Origin of the sequence: Vibrio sp. dhg (genome assembly GCF_003443775.1) — a bacterium.
In the GTDB taxonomy this organism is placed as follows: Bacteria; Pseudomonadota; Gammaproteobacteria; order Enterobacterales; family Vibrionaceae; genus Vibrio; species Vibrio natriegens.
The window spans coordinates 180,812-199,207 of sequence record NZ_CP028944.1 but is presented as its reverse complement, the minus strand read 5'-3'; the positions used below and the strand labels follow the sequence as shown (position 1 = coordinate 199,207).

The window sequence follows — 18,396 nt, the reverse complement described above, 5'->3', positions numbered from 1 at the left end:
CTACTCGTCTTTGAGCATGATTAAAATCACAAAAAGTTCATGGGTTTGCATAGACCTCAAAACGTGTTTTTAAAAACAAAAAAAAGTGCGAAAAAGTGCTTGACTGCGTTCTATGTAAAAGCAAATTTTAGCCTGGTGTGAATAAGATATTTACCACAACACCCACGGCATAAAGCCTGTCGAAATACCCTACTTTTTGCACTCTTCAGTTATCCCAAAAGTTATCCACTGTTTTTGTGGATAACTACAATAAAAGTGTCATGGATGAGTTATCACTGTTTGAGAGCTTTACTAATTAAGTGTTTATTGGTGTTAACAATCTTTTTAGTAAACTCATGACAACCAATGCCAACGTTACAAAGGTTGCAAGCGGTAAAGCTATCCACAGTTCTGGGTGTATCTGGGCATTAAGTTCAAGTCCATACGTCATCACGGCAGCAACACAAAGTTCCGCTGCAAATACAGCCACACAGCTAGCAATTAACGCCATGATTCCATACTCTGCCCACAATGTGGTGCTGATACGTTTTTTGCTGGATCCCAACGTCCGATACAAGCGAATTTCCTGCTGACGCTGTGATAGGCTCAAACGTAATAACGTGAAGATAAGTAGCAACCCTGCAACCACTCCCAACAAGGCAAGAATCGTAATTGCAGATACAATTTGTTGAATCAATGCTTGAATTTTTTCACCCATAGTACGGATATCTAAAACAGATACCGTCGGATGCGCTCGCGACATCGATGTCAACAATGCTTGGTTATCCTCTGTGATTCGATAACTTATGAGATATGAACCTGGCAAACTCTCCATAACGTCTTTAGAGAAGATAAAGTAGAAGTTTGGCTTCATCTCTCTCCATTCAACGTGTCGAATCGTATCGACTGTCACATCAAAGTTTTGGCTGTTGATAACAAAACGTAACTTGTCACCTAACTTTAGGCCGAGTTCGTTTGCTACTTCAGATTCGACAGAAACGCTCGCTTGATTCGTCCAGGCTCCTGCAAGCACTTCATTGTATTCTGGTAAGCTATCTCCCCAGGTTAGATTAAGCTCGCGACGGATTGCATCAGACTCTTCGCCTTCGTACTCGATGTCTTTCACATTTTGGCCGTTAATTTCGGTCAAACGCCCTCGAATGATAGGAAAAGCCTGTGACCGGGTAACGTCATTTTTATCCAGTGTTTCCAGATAGTTCGCGAGTTCATACTCGGCGATATTTAAAGCAAAAACATTGGGCGCATCAGCTGGTAGCGTCCTTTCCCAATCGGCGAGTATATCGCTGCGTACTAACCAGATAATGGATAACAACATAAGTGATAGAGCCAAAGCACCGAATTGCAATCCACTGGTGACTGGTGTTCGGTTGATCCGGCTAAGCGCCAGTTTCATGGCTGGTTGTGTCGAGACGCTTGCAAATAACTTAGTTAGCGAGACGCTCACTAAAGCCAGAACAACAAATAGTGCTGCGATACCAATCAGCACAATCCATACTAATGTATTGTTTGCATATAAGATTAACAAAGGGATGACTGGCACTAAAACAAGCAACATTCGCTTCCATGAGCGTTGCGCTTTGCCTTGCTGAAGCACTTCTAATGCAGGTGTTTTTATCAGCCCTAACAATGGAATGCCCAGTGCAGGAATGGTGATCAATACCGCTGAGATGAAAGAGACGAGAAATGGAGTGACACCGTAACTAGGTAGCGGATCAGGTAATAAATCTTTCAATGGAATTCGTAACAGGTACTCGAGGCCACTTCCCAATATCAACCCAACCAAACTCGCACTGATGAGCAAAATAGACACTTGGATAAATAGCCATTTTTCAATCCAACGTCGGCTTGCTCCCAGACTCTTTAACATGGCGATAGTCTGAGTTCGGCTGTTTACATAATTCTGGCAGGTCAGAACCAACGTCGTCGAAGCCATGATGATCACAATCGCAACCGTGAGTGATAAATACTGTGTTGTCCGTTCGAAGATTTCGTTACTGCGGCTAGAACTGTCCTGAGTTCGCCATCGATCACTCGGTGATAATTCAGTGGTATCTTGTAGTTTTTTAAGTGTGTTGTTGTCTGCTTTGATAAACAAACGATATTGCACTCGGCTGCCGACTTGTATCGCGCCTGTTTTAGCAACATCACTTTGATGTATATACGCCGAAGGCATTTGTTGAAAAGGATTAAAGCTTAAGCCTGGCTCCATCAGAACAGCGCCTGAAACGATAAAATCCGCATCGCCAATAATGACAGTGTCACCCTTTTTAACATCCAACTGTGCCAAAATTCGTTCGTCTAGCCATAACTCTCCTGCTTTAACACGCCCGGAAGGATTGTTAGTCAGAACTAAGTCGCCCATGAGTGGATATTGTTCATCGACCGCTCGCACGGATATCAACTGCATGCCGTTATCACTAAAAGCCATGGTTGGAAACCGAGTCATTTGGGAGGTTTCGAGCGATTCAGTCGCACTCAGAATGGATTCAGTTAATGGGTTGGCAGAGACAAATACCGCATCAGCGGTCAAGGCATCTTTGCCTTGTTTTACGATCACCTGCTCCATCCGTGATGCCAACGCAGAGAGTGCAAAAATACTGGCGATAACGAGTACAAGCGCCACACTTATCGGCCAAAGGCTGCCTTGTTTGATTTCCCCTAGACTCCAACGAATTAAGCTTTTGGTTGAAGAGTGTTTCTGGGCGGCACTCTGCTCTGCTGAGCTCTGGTTACTTGAAGATAATGCAGACATTATATCGCCTCCTTAAGCTCACCCGCCTCCATGCGATAAATACGGTCACATCGATCAGCTAAATGACTATCGTGAGTGACCAAAATGAGCGTGGTGCCATGCTGTTCATTGAGATCAAATAATAACTCAATCACTTTATCAGCGGTTTGGTGATCTAAATTGCCTGTTGGCTCATCCGCAAATAGGAGTTCCGGTTGCGTCATAAATGCACGTGCAAGGGCGACTCGCTGCTGTTCTCCACCAGAAAGCTGGCTAGGAAGGTGGTCAAGCCGTTTCTCTAGCCCAACGGCTTTAAGTAATTCTGAAGCTCTTAATTCATCTTCGACGTCCCCACGCAGTAAGCATGGCAGAGTCACGTTACGCAATGCCGTAAGACTCGGTATTAATAAGAAACTCTGAAAAACAAAGCCCAATGAATCTGCCCGAATCTTCGCACGCTCTTCATCGTCGAGCTTGGATAGTTCGTTACCGAGTAAAGTAATTTCTCCAGATGTCGGCGTGTCAAGGCCAGCAAGAAGCGTCATCAACGTCGACTTACCCGCCCCCGAAGTGCCAACTATTGCAATTTTTTCTCCTTTTCTGATGTCAATATTTACATCTTTAAGGATTGTTAAACGTTCGTTATTAGTAGAGACTTGTTTAGAAACTAAATTCGCTTGAACAATAGGTGCTTTGAGTACAGGTGTTTGCATGATTCGATTACTTTCCTTAGTTCTCTTTTTTTGTTTTTCTGTTACGGCGTTCGCTAACGAAAAACTGCTTGTTTTAGGTGACAGCCTAAGTGCTGGCTACAATATGCCGATTGAGAAGAGTTGGCCTAGCTTACTCCCTGACGTTCTTTTAGAACATGGTCAAACTGTAACAGTTATTAATGGCAGCATCTCAGGTGATACCACTGGCAATGGTCTGGCCCGCCTTCCTCAACTTCTTGAACAACATTCACCATCCATTGTTCTCATTGAACTGGGTGCAAATGATGGCCTTCGAGGTTTCCCGCCTAAGCTTATTACGTCAAATCTCTCCAAAATGATTACTATGATCAAAGATTTTGGTGCGGAAGTCATCATGATGCAAATTCGTGTGCCGCCAAATTACGGCAAACGTTACAGTGACATGTTTTACGATATCTATCCAAAATTAGCAGAACATCAGCAAGTGCAATTAATGCCTTTCTTTCTGGAGCATCTGGTTACGAAGCCAGATTGGATGATGAATGACGGCCTTCACCCTAAGCCGGAAGCGCAGCCATGGATCGCTGATTTCGTTGCTCAAGAATTGATTAAACATTTGTAGTTTTAATGGTCTAGCTCAATAAGTGTTATCTAACTTTAGGTTATTCTGAACACGATTTCATTCATCGAGGTTAGATAACAACATGCGAATAGAACCTTTAATTCAAGGTGTTGTTGCTCGTTCTGCACATCCATACGGATGTCATGCATCAGTAAAAGAGCAAATAGATTACGTAAAACAAGCACCGCAAATCAAAAACGGACCGAAACGGGTTTTGATTATTGGTGCCTCTTCTGGTTTTGGGCTTGCCGCTCGCATTGCGCTTACTTTCGGTGGTGCAGAAGCCGATACCATTGGCGTCTCGTTTGAACATGGTCCATCGGAGAAAGGCGTTGGTAGTGCTGGCTGGTACAACAATATCTTTTTCAAACAAGAAGCGAATAATGCTGGTCGTACTGCAATCAATATTGTCGGCGACGCGTTCTCAGACACTGTACGAACTGAAGTCATTGAGGCTATCGAGACCTATTTTGAAGGTGAAGTAGACTTAGTGATTTACAGTCTGGCGACAGGTATTCGTCCAAAACCAAACAGTGATGAGTTCTGGCGCAGTGTTATCAAGCCGATTGGTGACCCGGTCACTGGCGCTTCTATCATGCTGGAAAATGATCAGTGGGTAGAGAGCACTCTGCAGCCTGCAACCGAAGAGGAAGCAGAAGCTACCATCAAAGTGATGGGCGGCGAAGACTGGGAAAGCTGGATTGATGCGTTAATCAATGCAGAGTCACTTGCTGAAGGTTGCCAAACCATCGCATTCTCATACATGGGGCCAGAACTCACTCACCCTATTTACTTGGACGGTACTTTAGGCCGTGCAAAAATCGATCTTCACCAGACCAGCCATGCATTAAACCTCAAGCTGGCTAACTTTGGTGGTGGCGCTTATGCGACCGTTTGTAAAGCGCTCGTTACCAAAGCGAGTGTGTTCATCCCCGCCTTATCGCCTTATTTACTGGCACTTTACCGTGTTATGAAAGAAAGAGGCACGCATGAGCGATGCATTGAGCAGATGCAACGCTTGTTCACCACCAAGCTGTACAGTCACACAACTGTTCCCGTGGATGGCGAAAGGCTGATCAGAATCGATGACCTTGAATTAGACCCACAAGTACAGCAAGAGGTAAAACAGCTTGTTGAGCAAATGAACGGCGATAACTTCAAGCAGGTTGGCGACTATCAGGGTTTCAAAGATGAATTCATGAAGCTCAATGGCTTCAACTTTGCTGATGTCGACTACTCTCAAGACGTTTCAATCGAAGACTTAGCGTTACTTAAACCTTAAGTGCCATTTCGCGCGTTTCAAATCTGAGACAACTTGCAACTATTAAGAGTCCTGAATCATTTTCGGGACTTTTTTATATCTCGCGCTGACCCACCTCTATACTTAATGAGTATAAGCAGTGATATAAATAATGAATGCCACAATAGGGTTCAATTCACAGGATGTGAAACTACAGTAAAGGACGACAATATGGGGAGAATTCAGACATTAGATTATAAAATCCCTGACTCCATGCAAAAAAGTTGGCAAGAGATAGTCAACCTGCTTGCTCAAATAGGTGAAGTGCCGACCACACTTATCATGCGTGCCCACCAGGACTATCTTGAAGTAAATACCTCAAGCAACACGCCAGGAAACCCTTACAAGTCCGGAGACAAGGAATCACACGGCAGCGGTTTATATTGCGAGTATGTAATTAATAACCAGCAGGAGCTGATCGTTCCTTACGCCCCAGAAGACGAAGTGTGGTGCAGCAACCCCGATATAAAACTTGGAATGGTATCCTATTCTGGCCTTCCGTTACTTTGGCCCAATGGTGAGGTGTTCGGGACTATTTGTATGCTTGATTCTAAAGCTAACAAGTTCAGTGAAACGTATCTTCAGTTAATGAGCACGTTCAAAGACTCCATTGAAGCTCAGCTTGCGGTGGTGTTTCAGCAACACAAACTATTGCGCCTGAACCATGAACTACAGAACCGTGTAGAAAACAGAACCACAGACCTTGCGCAACTAAGTTATTCATTAACCAAAGAAATCGATCGGCGCAAAGCTGCAGAGAAACAAGTAAGCTATCAGAAAACTCACGATCAAGGCACGGGATTCTTAAATCGGTCCGCTTTAGAGCAGGTAGTTGAAAAATCTCTTCAAGCGCTTAAAGATGATATGCAATCTCTCGTCATCATCAATATCGGCTTTAGTAACGCGAGAAGTATACAAACACGATATGGATTCGAAGCCTTTGACGAAATACTCAAAGAATTTCATTCGCGCCTTTCCGAACGTGTTTCCAGTTTTGTTACAGGAAGACCGAGTTCTAATGACTTGGTGCTGTTAGTCTCCGGGGATGATGTAGAGAGCAAGCTCAATCAATTACTTGAAGAGATTTCCAGCGTAAGCGTGGGCAACTTTTACAATAATAGGACTGAAGTTCACTTACACTCCTACATCGGTGTGGTCAGGGCCCAAAGAAATAGCAACGCCAAGCAACTGCTGCAAAACGCCTGTTATGCCATGCTGTTGTGTAAAGAATCTGGGGAAGCATACCGATACTTTAGTGAAAGTCATTCAAACGACCTTAACAACCATAGCCAGCTAGAAGGCTATTTATTACAAGCCGTACGTAATGATGATCTCATGCTCTACTTTCAGCCAAAGGTTAACCCCACCACGCACGAATGGGTTGGCGCTGAAGCCTTATTGCGTTGGCGGCATCCGGTATTAGGCGACGTCTCCAACGAAGCATTGATCCGAATGGCCGAGCAGAATGGCTTAATATTTGAAGTCGGATTATTTGTTCTTCGTACCGCGATAGCAAAAGCTAAGCAATGGTCAGAGATGACGGATAACTTTAAAATTGCGGTTAATGTCTCTCCTATCCAATTACAAAACGTTAATTTTGCCGATCAGGTTGAGCACCTTCTCGAAGCGTTTCATCTCCCACCCCAGTTTATCGAATTGGAAGTCACTGAAAGTGCCTTAATCGCCGATGAAACGCTTGCGGTGACAACACTCAATAAACTTCATCAGCTTGGCGTGACATTGTCACTTGATGACTTTGGCACCGGATTTGCCTCATTTAGTTATCTGAAGAAGTACCCATTTGATGCCATAAAAGTTGATAAGAGCTTTGTACAGCAAATGGATAAATCAGAAAACGACCGAGCAATTATTCGCTCCATTATCCACATCGTCAAAAAACTTGAGCTTCACGTCGTCGTGGAAGGTGTTGAGTCTACAAGCCAGGAGCAGTTTTTAATTGATGAAGGCTGCGACGTAGTACAAGGATTTCTCTACGGCAAACCCATGCCCTGTAATGAATTTGAGCAAGGCCTACTCAGTCAGCGTCCATTAGATGAGCGGCCCACCTATTCGTCCGAGTTTGCGCCTAAATAATTTCGCTATGGATTTTCCAGTTTAGCGGTCAGTCTTACCGGTATATTGCCGTATACTGCTTTACTCTATAGTCGGTGATTCCTATAATCGCCGCCCGCTTCTAATAAAAAGGCCAATATTTTCATGGATCAGTTAACTGCCACGCTTAAGAAAATTGAAAAGCAGAACTACCGTGCTTACCAGCAAATCAAAGGTCAATATGACTTTACTGATTTCACTTTGTTTATCGACCACATTCAAGGTGACCCTTATGCTTCTGCTTCTCGCTTGCGTGCAACTCGCGAATGGTCTCTAACTGGTCTTGAGTGGTTAAGAAATGAATCCGCGGCGTTTCAGCGAGCTGCACGAGATTTTATCGCTCGCAGTTTTGACCTTTTTGCCAAGCAAGAAAACTCCGTTTCCATTGCTTTGAACGGCCAAACGGTACTCGACAATACCGCCGTTTTGTTTACTGAAGAAGGTATTGAACTGCGTTTTCGAGTGAATCTTCCAGCTGAAGGCCGCTCAGTACTTGGTAAGAAGGCCAATAACATTCTGACTTTCCACTTACCTAAATTTATTCGACGTGCAACGCTCGAACGTGAGCTAGATAAAGATGCGCTGATAAAGCATTGTCAGGTTGTGGAAGATCAAGATGCGCTTAGAGAACAATTGGAAGCAAATAATTTAGTTGCATTCGTTGCAAATGGTAGTGTTCTTCCTCGCGTGGCTGGTAACTGTGACTTACCGATGAAAGATGCAGTCGAATTTAAGGCTCCAGAATCGCTACAGGTGACTCTGCATGCTCCAAACAAAGGTTATATTACCGGTTTAGGTATCCCAAAAGGCATCTCGCTCATTGTTGGTGGCGGTTTTCATGGTAAATCGACCTTACTGAATGCTATTGAACGTTCTATTTACGATCACATTCCAGAAGATGGTCGTGAGTATGTTGTAACTGACAATAAATCAATGAAGATTCGAGCTGAAGATGGACGCTGTGTTCATCACTTAAATCTGTCGAACTACATTAATCATCTGCCAATGGGTAAAGATACCGCTGATTTTGCGACCCAAGATGCTTCAGGCTCAACATCTCAAGCCGCATGGCTGCAAGAGTCCATCGAAGCGGGAGCAACCTCTCTGCTTATCGATGAAGATACCTCGGCAACAAACTTTATGATTCGTGATGAGCGCATGCAGGCATTAGTGGCGAAAGGCGATGAGCCAATTACACCACTGGTTGATCGCATTGGACAACTCAGAGATGAGCTCGATATTTCCACGATCATCGTAATGGGTGGCTCTGGTGATTATCTGGATGTGGCGGATACCGTTATTCAGATGCACGACTACCAAGCGGTCGATGTGACTGAGAAAGCGAAACAGGTCATTGCTCAGCACCCAACTCAGCGTCATAACGAATCGGAAGAAGCATTGAAAACGTTCCGTCCACGAGCGTTAAACCGTGTGGCGTTAATGAATATCCTGACCGATGGTAAGTTCCGTGTGAATGCCAAGGGCAAAGATTCACTTCGCTTCGGTAAGGAATTTACCGATTTAAGTGCTCTGGAACAGTTGGAATCCGCTGACGAAGTGAACACGATTGGTTGGCTGTGGTTCCAGTTGGCACAACTTCCAGGCTGGTGTGACAATCCAGCGAAAGAAATCGAAGAGATGTTATCTGCAGAATGGCATGCATCGTTACCAAAACAAGGTGACTTAGCTAAGCCTCGCACACTGGATGTGATGGCAGCATTAAACCGTATGCGTAAATCTCAATTCAAGCCGTCTCACTAACCGACGACATCGCAAATATTATAAAGGCAGCCGATTTGTGCTGCCTTTATTACTTGTCTCGAAGGACGTTCCACGCCTTACATAACATTCTAAAACGGTCAGCGTCACCACCTTCACAGTCAGGATGCCAACGAAAAGCCAGTTTACGCCAACGTTTTCGGACCTCTTCCTGCGTTGCCGTGCTTTCTAACTCAAACAGTGCCAGCGCCTTGGACTTATCCATATCACTGGTAGTGTGCCCACCAATGTAGCGTTGATAAGTTTGCCAAAATTCTTTGAGTAGACCGCGAACTTCGCTCTCACTTGCTTCAAAATGAGTCCAATTAAGGTAATACTCGCGCAAAGGATCGAGATGATCAATCGCGTTAAGTGACGAGTCTGCCGCCCCTTCAAGGGTAATATCCATTGCATCGACGCAAAGCCATTGTTCCGGATATAAATGCTCTTGAAGCAGATATAACGCGTTCATGATAAGGAAGTTTCTTTTAAACAAGTCCTTATCTGGAGATGGGTCAAACTGGTGAATGTACCCTAGTTCACGTAGCTGACTGGCTAAAGTGTGTACTTTCCAACCTGAAGGGTGTTTTCCAAGGATCTCCAATATGGGCCACAGCAACGGATTATCTATCTCACTGTGTTGAGTTAACTCGCTTTGTAATGCCAATTTTCCTTCCTTAAAAGTAGAAACAAAAAAGGCCGATAGCATCAAGCCACCAGCCTTAGTAGTCAACGATTAGGTTTAAATTACACCAAGTTCGCGTAAGCGTTCCATCAGGTAGCTATGCGCAGTGTAACGCTCTGAAAGTACCACATCTGGTTTCGGGTGTAAGAACAGCGGTAATGAAATACGCGATTTATCCTGGCGTCCACCCGTTGGGTTGATAACGCGGTGTGTTGTTGATGGGAAGTATCCACCTGATGCTTCTTGAAGCATGTCACCGATATTGATGATCAAGTTACCGAAGTCACATGGTACATCAATCCACTCACCTTCTTTGCTCTTAACCTGTAGACCCGGCTCGTTTGCAGCCGGCAATACCGTAAGTAGGTTGATGTCTTCATGCGCAGCAGCACGGATCGCGCCCGGCTCTTCTTCACCAGTCATCGGTGGGTAATGTAGAACTCGAAGCAATGTTTTTTGGCTGTTGTTGATCATTTCTGACAGCGCGATTGAAAACCTTTCCTGAACTTCTGCAGGTGCATACTGCTCAACCCAACCCAAAAGTTCTTGAGCAAAAGCATCCGCACGCTGGTAATACTCCAGAATCTCGGCTTTCAACTGCTCTGGGATCTGACCCCAAGGGTAAACATGAAAATATTCTTTAATATCTTTTACTGAGTGCCCTTTCGCTACTTCAGAAACAGAAGGCGGGAAGTAACCATCTTGTGTATCAACGTTAAAGTGAAAATCATTTTTTTGTTCAGAGCTAAAAAAAGCCTGCCAGTTATTGTAAATTGATTCCACTAACTCTTGAGGAATAGGATGGTTCTTTAACACGCCAAACCCAGTTTCGCGTAGAGATGCAACGAACTGTTGAGCAGCATCATCAGCAAGGTAATCGACAGTTTCCAGTTTCATGACTTTACTTCTTTTTTATTTGGTTGAGTCACGGATTCTATGTACGGACATGTTGTAAATCAAACTTTAATGAAATGTGCACGCGCAAACGCTTCAATGTTGCGCGGTCTGTACATTATCCAACAGTTATCGTTATCAATATCACTGAAAACAAACAATTGCACAGCGTTCAATTAAATGTAATTATGACATCGATAAGTTGAGCAGTACTCATTTCGTTTAACTTGTCGTAAAAAACCAAGTGAAGGATCGAATAACTTATGAAAAGCACTTCTACACTGTTGGGACTAACGATTATTTATGCCGTCGTGTTTCTGTTTTCAGCATTGGAGCCCAACTCACGGGCGGTTTGGTTTGCCGAAATTTTTCCGGCAATTGGTATCCTGATTGCGATTTGGATTATTTCAAATCGATATCAATTTAGTAACACTGCCTATGTATTGATGTTTATCTGGCTGTGTCTGCATACTGTCGGAGCAAAATATACGTTTGCTGAAGTTCCATTTGACTGGTTTAACAATTTGATTGGATCAGAAAGAAACAATTTTGATCGGGTCGCGCACTTCTCGATCGGTTTGTACGCCTACCCGATCGCAGAATATTTGATATATAAAAAGAAGCTCAATGTTAAGTTTTCTTGTTGGTTTGCCTTGTTTGCCATTATGTCTTTAGCGGCAGGCTATGAAATCATTGAGTGGTGGTACGCCGCTATTGCTGGTGGCGATGAGGGTATTGCCTTTCTGGGTTCACAAGGTGATATATGGGATGCCCAGAAAGACATTCTATGTGACACGGTCGGCGCTATCGTCGCGTTAATTCTAATGTCGGCTCAGCGTCGACTCACGAAGCCACTCTAAGTACGGATTAAAACCATCAACAATGGGAACTTGTACGATTTGAGCCACTTCATACTCGTGCAAGTTCTCAATTTTTTCTTCGACCAGCTCGTACAACTCACGCCGAGTTTTAATCACTAACAGCCATTCCGTATCGTTACAAATTTCGCCTTTCCAGACATAATGACTCTCGATAGGCATCGTTTGAATACACGCAGCGAGCTTCGCTTCTAACAGACCTTTAATTATTTGATCCCGGTTCTGTTCATTCGCTGTAGTACTTAGCACTATGCAGTAATCATGCTCTGTGGTCATTCTGAACTCCCTACTTCATTGTCACTTTACCACCAATCATTTTATATGCCGGCGTGCCTCTTACCAATGTATCTCTGGCAAACTCTTGTTGGCAGCCCGGGCAAATACATGGTGTTTGTGTAAAATCCTCTACGATACGCTCTTTAAAACATTTTACTAAAGCGCCTTTTCCACCTTTACGGTATTTAAACAGCTGAGATTTGCATTTTGCGCAATAAATATCGACGGTTTTCGTCGGTTGTTTTTTATTAGGTTTTGCCATCGTTAATTATAAATTATTGGGTATGTGCGGTTTTACCCATACGTTACTAAAATCAAACCAGCCCAAAGCGTTACATTTCGCATTTTGTAATGCGCCGCTGTGGTCCTTATTCACACCCAGCCAGCAATGGAACATCGGAACCACCTGATGACTTTTGACTAACTGTCTACCAAGTTCACGAGCAGGAAACTCTGGATATACACCTGCACGCCATTGATCTACGAGCGCCACCCAATCGGCAAAGTCGTAACTGGAGCTAAACGTCTCAATGTCACTGTAGTCCAGCAGCCAACCAGCGAGCGCATCATCTCGATTCGTAGCGATACCCATCGCTTTAATCCAAATGTCTACTGCGTTTGGCTCTGGCGGCTGGCTATCATATCGAATGAACTCAACCTCGACACCATGCGGTTTCAAGAGGCTCTTAATCGCTTTGGCAATCACCGGAAACATCGGGTGTTTCTTTTGGTATGCAACTGAAATAACTTTACCTTGCTGAGGTATAGCACCAGCTTGTGTTGGCCTTAAATCGATCCAGCCCGGCTTAATCCCAAAAGCTTGTAACACACCAAGCTCTATGACTTTATCTTGTGGTACATGAGCGTATATTTGATGGCTGTTTAACACCTGACTGAAGAACTCGGCCCATCTTGGGTCTTTGGCTATGCCAGTATTCTTGTTGATTAAGAGAAATGTACAGCCAGGATCCAGCTCGACCTCATCGGTTGAAGCATGCTTGTCCATCTGAGGCTTGGATAAGCTTGGGTAAACCATTGATGAATAAGCTTCGTCAATTACCCACACCTCGACCTGATCCAATAAAGGTCTTAAGCCGAAATATCCATCGAACGCCGTTAAAATAAGGCGTTTATCATCGTTCACTTTGACCTGAAAAGGACCTGTTCCTATCGGTTTTCTATCAAACCCTTCTGAACGTTGTGCCTGAGGTAACAGAATTTTTGCGTGAGATTCACTTAATGCAAGAGGCAGGTAACGGTCTGGACGTACAAGCTCTATATCAACCGTCCAAGGCAAAGGTGATGAGACTTTCGAGATATGCGCAAACAGGTTTAAGCCACTTAGTGCACGAACGCTTTCTAACACACAATCCGTTGTGAGAAGTTCACCGTTGTGGAATCGCACTCCTCGGCGTAAATAAAAACGCCAGTGTGTATCACTTAACGACTCCCAAGTATGAGCTAAGTCGGGTTTAAGCTGTTCATTTTCATCCAGCCGAGTCAGACCACTAAAAACTTGTCTTGCGATATGTTGTTCTGAGCGCCGCATTGGTTTTTGTGGATTAAGCATGGCTAGCGGACGGTAGTAAGGTAAACGGATAACCTGCTCACCTTGGCGGTGCTGAAGCCCTAAATAACCTTGAATGACCTGAGTCAGTCTGGTTGCGTCGTTGTCTAACGCCTCCAAGGCCTGACCAATTTTTCCTTCATCCAGATAGCGTCTTGCCAGATTTTCACTTACATCGCTACGACTGCGTTTGAATACCAGCTTAGAGAGCTTTCCTCGACCCGCGGCTGGGTGCCACTCAATCCAACCCTCTTCTTCTAGTTTATTGAGAACAATGCGAGCATTACGACGCGTACAAAAGAGCGCTTCAGTAATATCTTCAAGCTGAACTTCTGTATCGTTTCCAGAGAATTTTTCAAATAGTGTTTCAAACTGAACACGTAGGCGCGGACTACTCATAAAGAGGAAAATCTTGTTTAGATGTCAATAAACCAAGTTTCCTCATTTTTATGAAAAAGTGCAAATTTTGATGGGTGATTTATTGAATATCTATACCAATTTCTTTTGAAATCAGAATGAGTTGCTCCTCGCTATCGAGTTTGAACGACCACTTACACTCCGCACCATGGCACAACACCACGTTTGCACCTCTTCCGAGAAGTTGAATGGCATCCGTCTGAGCCTGTAGTGTCACCATGGAAGCGCCGGATAACTTAATAACGATTTCACGTTGTGTCGCGATGATTTTACCCAGTGAGAATTCAATGACCATCTTAGTCTACACTCACTTCGATTTTTGCTGTTTCACAGCGATAGTCAAACGACTGGTACAGACTAAGCGATCACGCTCATCGGTAATATTGATCTGCCAAACCTGAGTTGAGACGCCCAAATGCAATGGCTTTGCTGTACCGATAACGTATCCACTGCGCATCGCTCTGACATGGTTGGCATTGATGTCTAAGCCAACACAATAGCTTCCTTCACCCACACAGAAGTTGGCTGCAACCGAACCCAGCGTTTCCGCTAGTACAACAGAAGCGCCTCCATGCAGCAGCCCTAACGGTTGATGCGTAATACTACACACTGGCATGGTTGCACTAATGGAGTCGTCGGTGAATTCGGTATATTCAATTTGTAAATGCTCCATCATAGTGTTTTTTGACGTTGCATTAAGTATCTCTACACTGATTGGCTTTTTCCAAATGCTCATTTTATGCTCTTATTTTTAAAGTGTTGGTAACTATGGATTAGGAATTGCCTAGCATAGTCTCTATTACGTCTCTACTTCAAGGCATAACTACAACGGCAAGATGCTCTTTTATACTCGATAATTACGTATATACTGTTGATCGAAATAGAAATAAATATGTGGAACCAAATATGAAGGTATGGATTAAAGCTTCTGCTCTTTTGGCCGTCGCAGGTTTAACAGCTTGTAGTGCATCTCCTACTGGTCGTAATCAGCTTCTGATGTTTTCTGATCAAGAGATGTCCTCTCTCGGGGCGAAATCTTTCGACCAAATGAAGAAAGACATCCCAATCAGCAAAGATAAAAAGATTAACGCTTACGTTCAATGTGTTGCTAAACACGTAACGGATGTCATTCCCTCGCAACCAGGGTTCCAAAACTGGGAAGTTGTCGTATTTGACAGTAAACAGGTCAACGCCTTTGCTCTGCCTGGCGGAAAAATTGGGGTGTATACGGGTTTGCTTGGAGTTGCCAAAAACCAGGATCAGCTGGCAACGGTCATTGGTCACGAAGTCGCGCACGTTCTTGCAGACCACAGTAATGAACGCCTATCTCAAAGCCAGTTAGCAAATACGGGGCTGTCGCTTGCTAACGTTGTTATTGGCGCTTCAGAATATAAGCAATATCAAGAAATGACGATGGCGGCATTAGGTGCTGGAGTCCAATACGGTGTGATTTTACCATACGGAAGAACTCAGGAATCCGAAGCCGACATTGTTGGCCTCGATTACATGGCAAAAGCGGGTTTCGATCCAAACCAGAGCATCGATCTATGGAAAAATATGAGTGCAGCATCTGGTGGTGCTCAGCCGCCTGAATTTTTCTCCACTCACCCTTCACACAGCACGCGTATTAAAGAGCTACAAGCGACAATAAGAAAGCTACCTAATTACAACGTTAAAGCGCCGAAGTGTGGTTAAGTCCCATTTAGAAAACGACGCGTGAAGAAATTTAAAAAGCTCCATTTTGGAGCTTTTTTAACATTCGGAGTTAGGGGTTTAAGTGCCTAAAATCTGCATCGGTAAACTGAGTAAGCTATCTCCCAGGCTCGCAAAATACCAAATAATAGCCACGAAACCACCAACGGATACGACATACCAGGCAAAAGAGAACAATTGCCCATAACGTGTTAGTGGCAATAAATGACTATGGTGACGGGTTCGCCATTCCATGACCACTTCCAGCATCCCCATGATCAATAAAAAGCCAAGTAGCGTTAAACCAAGTGAGTAACTCAGTACGATACCAAGTATCGCGGTGATTACGCTGCCCGCTAACCCAACCCAGGTATTCATGGAGAAGGTTATGCTCTTCAGCACATGCCCGCCGTCTAAAGGCAAAATTGGTAATAAATTGAATAGGTTTAGCAATGCGTTAAATACGGCGAGACCAGCAAACGTTATCTCACCAGTTACCCAATACAGAAGAGTAAAAACAATACTCAATACCAAACCAAAAAACGGTCCCATGATGGAGATAACCACATCTTGCCAGCGAGTGTTGATTTTTTCATCACTTAACGCAAGCCCACCCAGAAATGGAATCAGATAAATACCTTTGGTTTTCATACCAAAGTACTTCATCGCTTTAATGTGCCCCCATTCGTGAAACACAAGGCAGGCAATCAGTGCGAGGGCAAACTCGATTGAGAACAACCAAGAGTATGCGGCCAAACTAGCGGAAGCTAATGCCACTTTAATGACTTTGGCACTTTTTAAAGCTTTCATACCTAACGATACGATACCAATTAGGCTTAAGCGCTTTTCACTTGGAGGGGCGACTTGTGGTGTCTGACGTTCAATATCTTTCTCATTTCGAGAACCACTAGTCACTAGAGTGTCATTCATTTTGACGTGATATGACAAACTGAAAGGCTGCCACTGAACTGCACAATCTAGCTCACACTGCAATACCTCTTCACCAGCCATAAGTTTAAACTGATGTGAGCTTCGCTCAGACTCGTTCTCACTGGCATCAATCTGAGAGACTAGTGTGTTGTCCCAATACAACTGCTGCCAGCCCGCCATTGATCCTTCCAATCTGAGTGATCGGCCTAAAAATTCAATATGTAGTAATTCCAACGTGCTCTAGCCTAATGACCTAAAAATTCAAAATACCAAGTTTATCAGAGGTTATATGGCTTTCATAAAGCCTAATTGCCAGCCTTTTGAACGCTTTTTATCCATTAGTGTTACGAAATAATTCTGGTCTAACCATTTGTATAAAAAATACAAAGACAATACATAAGCTTACCTACCAACGTTTGACCTATGCATCAAATTTAAAAAACAAATTCATCTCAATCTTTGACAATTAATTAAACATACGTTTAACATTGTATTTACATTGTGAACATAATTAATAACAAACAATGGCCTCATCACTACACAACAATTAAAAGGACTACGGTCTAGCTTAAAGACACCCCAGGAGGGTCAAGGATGAATAAGAAGCGCTGCTCTCTGCTTACAATTTCGATATTGTTTGCGTGCAATGCCCAATCAGCGGGTTTTCAGGTTGTTGAACATTCAGCATCTGGTCTTGGTCGAGCATTTTCAGGCGAAGCCGCTGTCGCAGACAATGCCAGTGTTCTGGCACGAAACCCGGCAGCCATGACACTTTTCGAACAAGCTCAGTTTTCAGGCGCTATAAGCGTGATTGATCCTGAAATAAACATTTATGATACTTTTTATGATGAACACTCTGATGACATAGCACCTTTGGCCGCAGTTCCTGCTGCTTACTATGTCAGTCCTATCAACGATAAGTTTGCTTGGGGCATCGGCATGTTTACAACGTACGGTGTTGCAACGGAGTATCCAACGGATATTTCTGCGGGCGATCTGGCAGGTAATACATCGCTAATGTCGGTCAGCATAAATCCAAACCTTGCATATCGTATCAATGATGCATTTAGTGTTGCTGGCGGCGTGAGTCTGGTTTATGCCGAAGCTGAGTTAACACGACATAAAGGTTCACTAGCACCATTGTTTGGACCAGGAAGCCAAAAGTCTGACAAATTGATCAGCATGGAAGATGAGACGTTTGCCTGGGGTTGGAACCTTGGAGCCCTGTATGAAGTGGATAAGAACAACCGTTTTGGTATCGGCTACCGTTCACAAGTTGACCTTGATTTCGAAGAAGGTGAATTCCGTAGTTACGACTCTGGTATCGCAACCGCAGCCAAAGTCGACGGACGTATAAAGATCACGCTTCCTTCTATCTTTGAGCTATCGGGCTTTCATCAAGTCAATGACCAATGGGCGTTTCACTACAGCTGGATGCTAACCAACTGGAGTCAATTTACTGAACTACGAGCGACCAGTGACCAATGTAACAACGGCGTGTGTTTCTCCAAACAAGAAAAATACGATGATAACAACCGTTATTCCGTTGGTGCTACTTACACGCTGAATCCTAGCTGGACATTCCGTGCGGGTGTTGCATACGACGAGCAGGCTGGTAAGCCAACATTGAGCATCCCAGATACGGATCGCTACTGGTATAGCGCGGGTTTAACTTACGCGTGGAACGACAACCTGTCTTTTGATGCTGGTTTCACTTTAGTGCAGAGTGAAGACAGTTCTTTCAAAGAAACTAACGCATCTGGCCAAGAGCTGACATTCGATTCTGACGGTATGGCTTACATCAGTTCAGTACAAATGAATTACACCTTCAACTAGTAGGTT

17 protein-coding genes are annotated in these 18,396 nt (G+C 43.9%); 7 read left to right on the top strand and 10 right to left on the bottom strand.

Annotated elements, in window-relative coordinates; all coding sequences use genetic code 11:
- Window positions 1–295 precede the first annotated feature (295 nt).
- Both DBX26_RS16570 and DBX26_RS16565 read right to left on the bottom strand, forming a co-directional pair.
- The gene (locus tag DBX26_RS16570; RefSeq protein WP_162889736.1) at window positions 296–2,752 is read right to left on the bottom strand and encodes an ABC transporter permease; all 2,457 of its coding nucleotides are present in this window, start codon (window positions 2,750–2,752) and stop codon (window positions 296–298) included.
- A complete protein-coding gene (locus tag DBX26_RS16565) occupies window positions 2,752–3,444 on the bottom strand; it encodes an ABC transporter ATP-binding protein (RefSeq protein WP_020334894.1) in 693 nt (230 codons plus the stop codon). Before DBX26_RS16565 ends, DBX26_RS16570 begins: the two co-directional genes overlap by 1 nt.
- Here DBX26_RS16565 and DBX26_RS16560 point away from each other — a divergent pair.
- The 4 genes from DBX26_RS16560 to DBX26_RS16545 all read left to right on the top strand — a co-directional run bounded on the left by DBX26_RS16560 (window position 3,443) and on the right by DBX26_RS16545 (window position 9,218).
- On the top strand, window positions 3,443–4,045 hold the full coding sequence (locus tag DBX26_RS16560) for an arylesterase (RefSeq protein ID WP_014234243.1): 603 nt from the start codon (window positions 3,443–3,445) through the stop codon (window positions 4,043–4,045). The two genes, DBX26_RS16565 and DBX26_RS16560, sit on opposite strands and share 2 nt — an antisense overlap.
- A gap of 82 nt (window positions 4,046–4,127) precedes the next feature.
- Entirely contained in the window at window positions 4,128–5,327 is a 1,200-nt protein-coding gene (fabV, locus tag DBX26_RS16555; protein WP_118120046.1) for an enoyl-ACP reductase FabV, read from the top strand.
- A 189-nt stretch (window positions 5,328–5,516) separates the two neighbouring features.
- Window positions 5,517–7,439, top strand: coding sequence for an EAL domain-containing protein (locus DBX26_RS16550; protein WP_118120044.1), 1,923 nt, complete (start codon window positions 5,517–5,519; stop codon window positions 7,437–7,439).
- 123 nt (window positions 7,440–7,562) lie between these two features.
- Window positions 7,563–9,218: an ABC-ATPase domain-containing protein gene (locus DBX26_RS16545; RefSeq protein WP_014234246.1), complete on the top strand. Its 1,656-nt coding sequence runs from the start codon at window positions 7,563–7,565 to the stop codon at window positions 9,216–9,218.
- Between the two features lie 49 nt (window positions 9,219–9,267).
- Here DBX26_RS16545 and DBX26_RS16540 read toward each other — a convergent pair whose 3' ends face one another.
- Together DBX26_RS16540 and DBX26_RS16535 are read right to left on the bottom strand one after the other, a co-directional pair.
- Window positions 9,268–9,924, bottom strand: coding sequence for a DNA-J related domain-containing protein (locus tag DBX26_RS16540; RefSeq protein WP_118120042.1), 657 nt, complete (start codon window positions 9,922–9,924; stop codon window positions 9,268–9,270).
- Between the two features lie 33 nt (window positions 9,925–9,957).
- The gene (locus DBX26_RS16535; RefSeq protein ID WP_118120040.1) at window positions 9,958–10,797 is read right to left on the bottom strand and encodes an isopenicillin N synthase family oxygenase; all 840 of its coding nucleotides are present in this window, start codon (window positions 10,795–10,797) and stop codon (window positions 9,958–9,960) included.
- 260 nt (window positions 10,798–11,057) lie between these two features.
- Here DBX26_RS16535 and DBX26_RS16530 point away from each other — a divergent pair, with 260 nt between their 5' ends.
- The gene (locus DBX26_RS16530) at window positions 11,058–11,654 is read left to right on the top strand and encodes a DUF2238 domain-containing protein (RefSeq protein WP_014234249.1); all 597 of its coding nucleotides are present in this window, start codon (window positions 11,058–11,060) and stop codon (window positions 11,652–11,654) included.
- Here DBX26_RS16530 and cutA read toward each other — a convergent pair.
- The 5 genes from cutA to DBX26_RS16505 form a co-directional block, all read right to left on the bottom strand.
- Complete coding sequence (cutA, locus tag DBX26_RS16525) at window positions 11,616–11,948, bottom strand: divalent-cation tolerance protein CutA (protein ID WP_014234250.1); 333 nt, start codon at window positions 11,946–11,948, stop codon at window positions 11,616–11,618. The genes DBX26_RS16530 and cutA overlap by 39 nt on opposite strands.
- Before the next feature lie 10 nt (window positions 11,949–11,958).
- Window positions 11,959–12,210, bottom strand: a complete 252-nt coding sequence (locus tag DBX26_RS16520) for a hypothetical protein (RefSeq protein ID WP_118120038.1) — start codon at window positions 12,208–12,210, stop codon at window positions 11,959–11,961.
- 6 nt (window positions 12,211–12,216) lie between these two features.
- Window positions 12,217–13,914, bottom strand: coding sequence for an SgrR family transcriptional regulator (locus tag DBX26_RS16515; RefSeq protein WP_118120036.1), 1,698 nt, complete (start codon window positions 13,912–13,914; stop codon window positions 12,217–12,219).
- A 79-nt stretch (window positions 13,915–13,993) separates the two neighbouring features.
- On the bottom strand, window positions 13,994–14,227 hold the full coding sequence (locus DBX26_RS16510; protein WP_118120034.1) for a DUF3389 domain-containing protein: 234 nt from the start codon (window positions 14,225–14,227) through the stop codon (window positions 13,994–13,996).
- A gap of 12 nt (window positions 14,228–14,239) precedes the next feature.
- The gene (locus tag DBX26_RS16505) at window positions 14,240–14,668 is read right to left on the bottom strand and encodes a hotdog fold thioesterase (RefSeq protein ID WP_020334902.1); all 429 of its coding nucleotides are present in this window, start codon (window positions 14,666–14,668) and stop codon (window positions 14,240–14,242) included.
- A gap of 170 nt (window positions 14,669–14,838) precedes the next feature.
- Between DBX26_RS16505 and DBX26_RS16500 the strand changes: the two genes are divergently transcribed.
- On the top strand, window positions 14,839–15,627 hold the full coding sequence (locus DBX26_RS16500) for a M48 family metallopeptidase (protein ID WP_118120032.1): 789 nt from the start codon (window positions 14,839–14,841) through the stop codon (window positions 15,625–15,627).
- Between the two features lie 78 nt (window positions 15,628–15,705).
- Here the strand turns inward: DBX26_RS16500 and DBX26_RS16495 are convergent, their stop codons facing one another.
- On the bottom strand, window positions 15,706–16,734 hold the full coding sequence (locus DBX26_RS16495; RefSeq protein WP_020334904.1) for a site-2 protease family protein: 1,029 nt from the start codon (window positions 16,732–16,734) through the stop codon (window positions 15,706–15,708).
- A gap of 414 nt (window positions 16,735–17,148) precedes the next feature.
- Between DBX26_RS16495 and DBX26_RS16490 the strand changes: the two genes are divergently transcribed.
- Window positions 17,149–18,390: a porin gene (locus DBX26_RS16490; protein ID WP_118120030.1), complete on the top strand. Its 1,242-nt coding sequence runs from the start codon at window positions 17,149–17,151 to the stop codon at window positions 18,388–18,390.
- Window positions 18,391–18,396 lie beyond the last annotated feature (6 nt).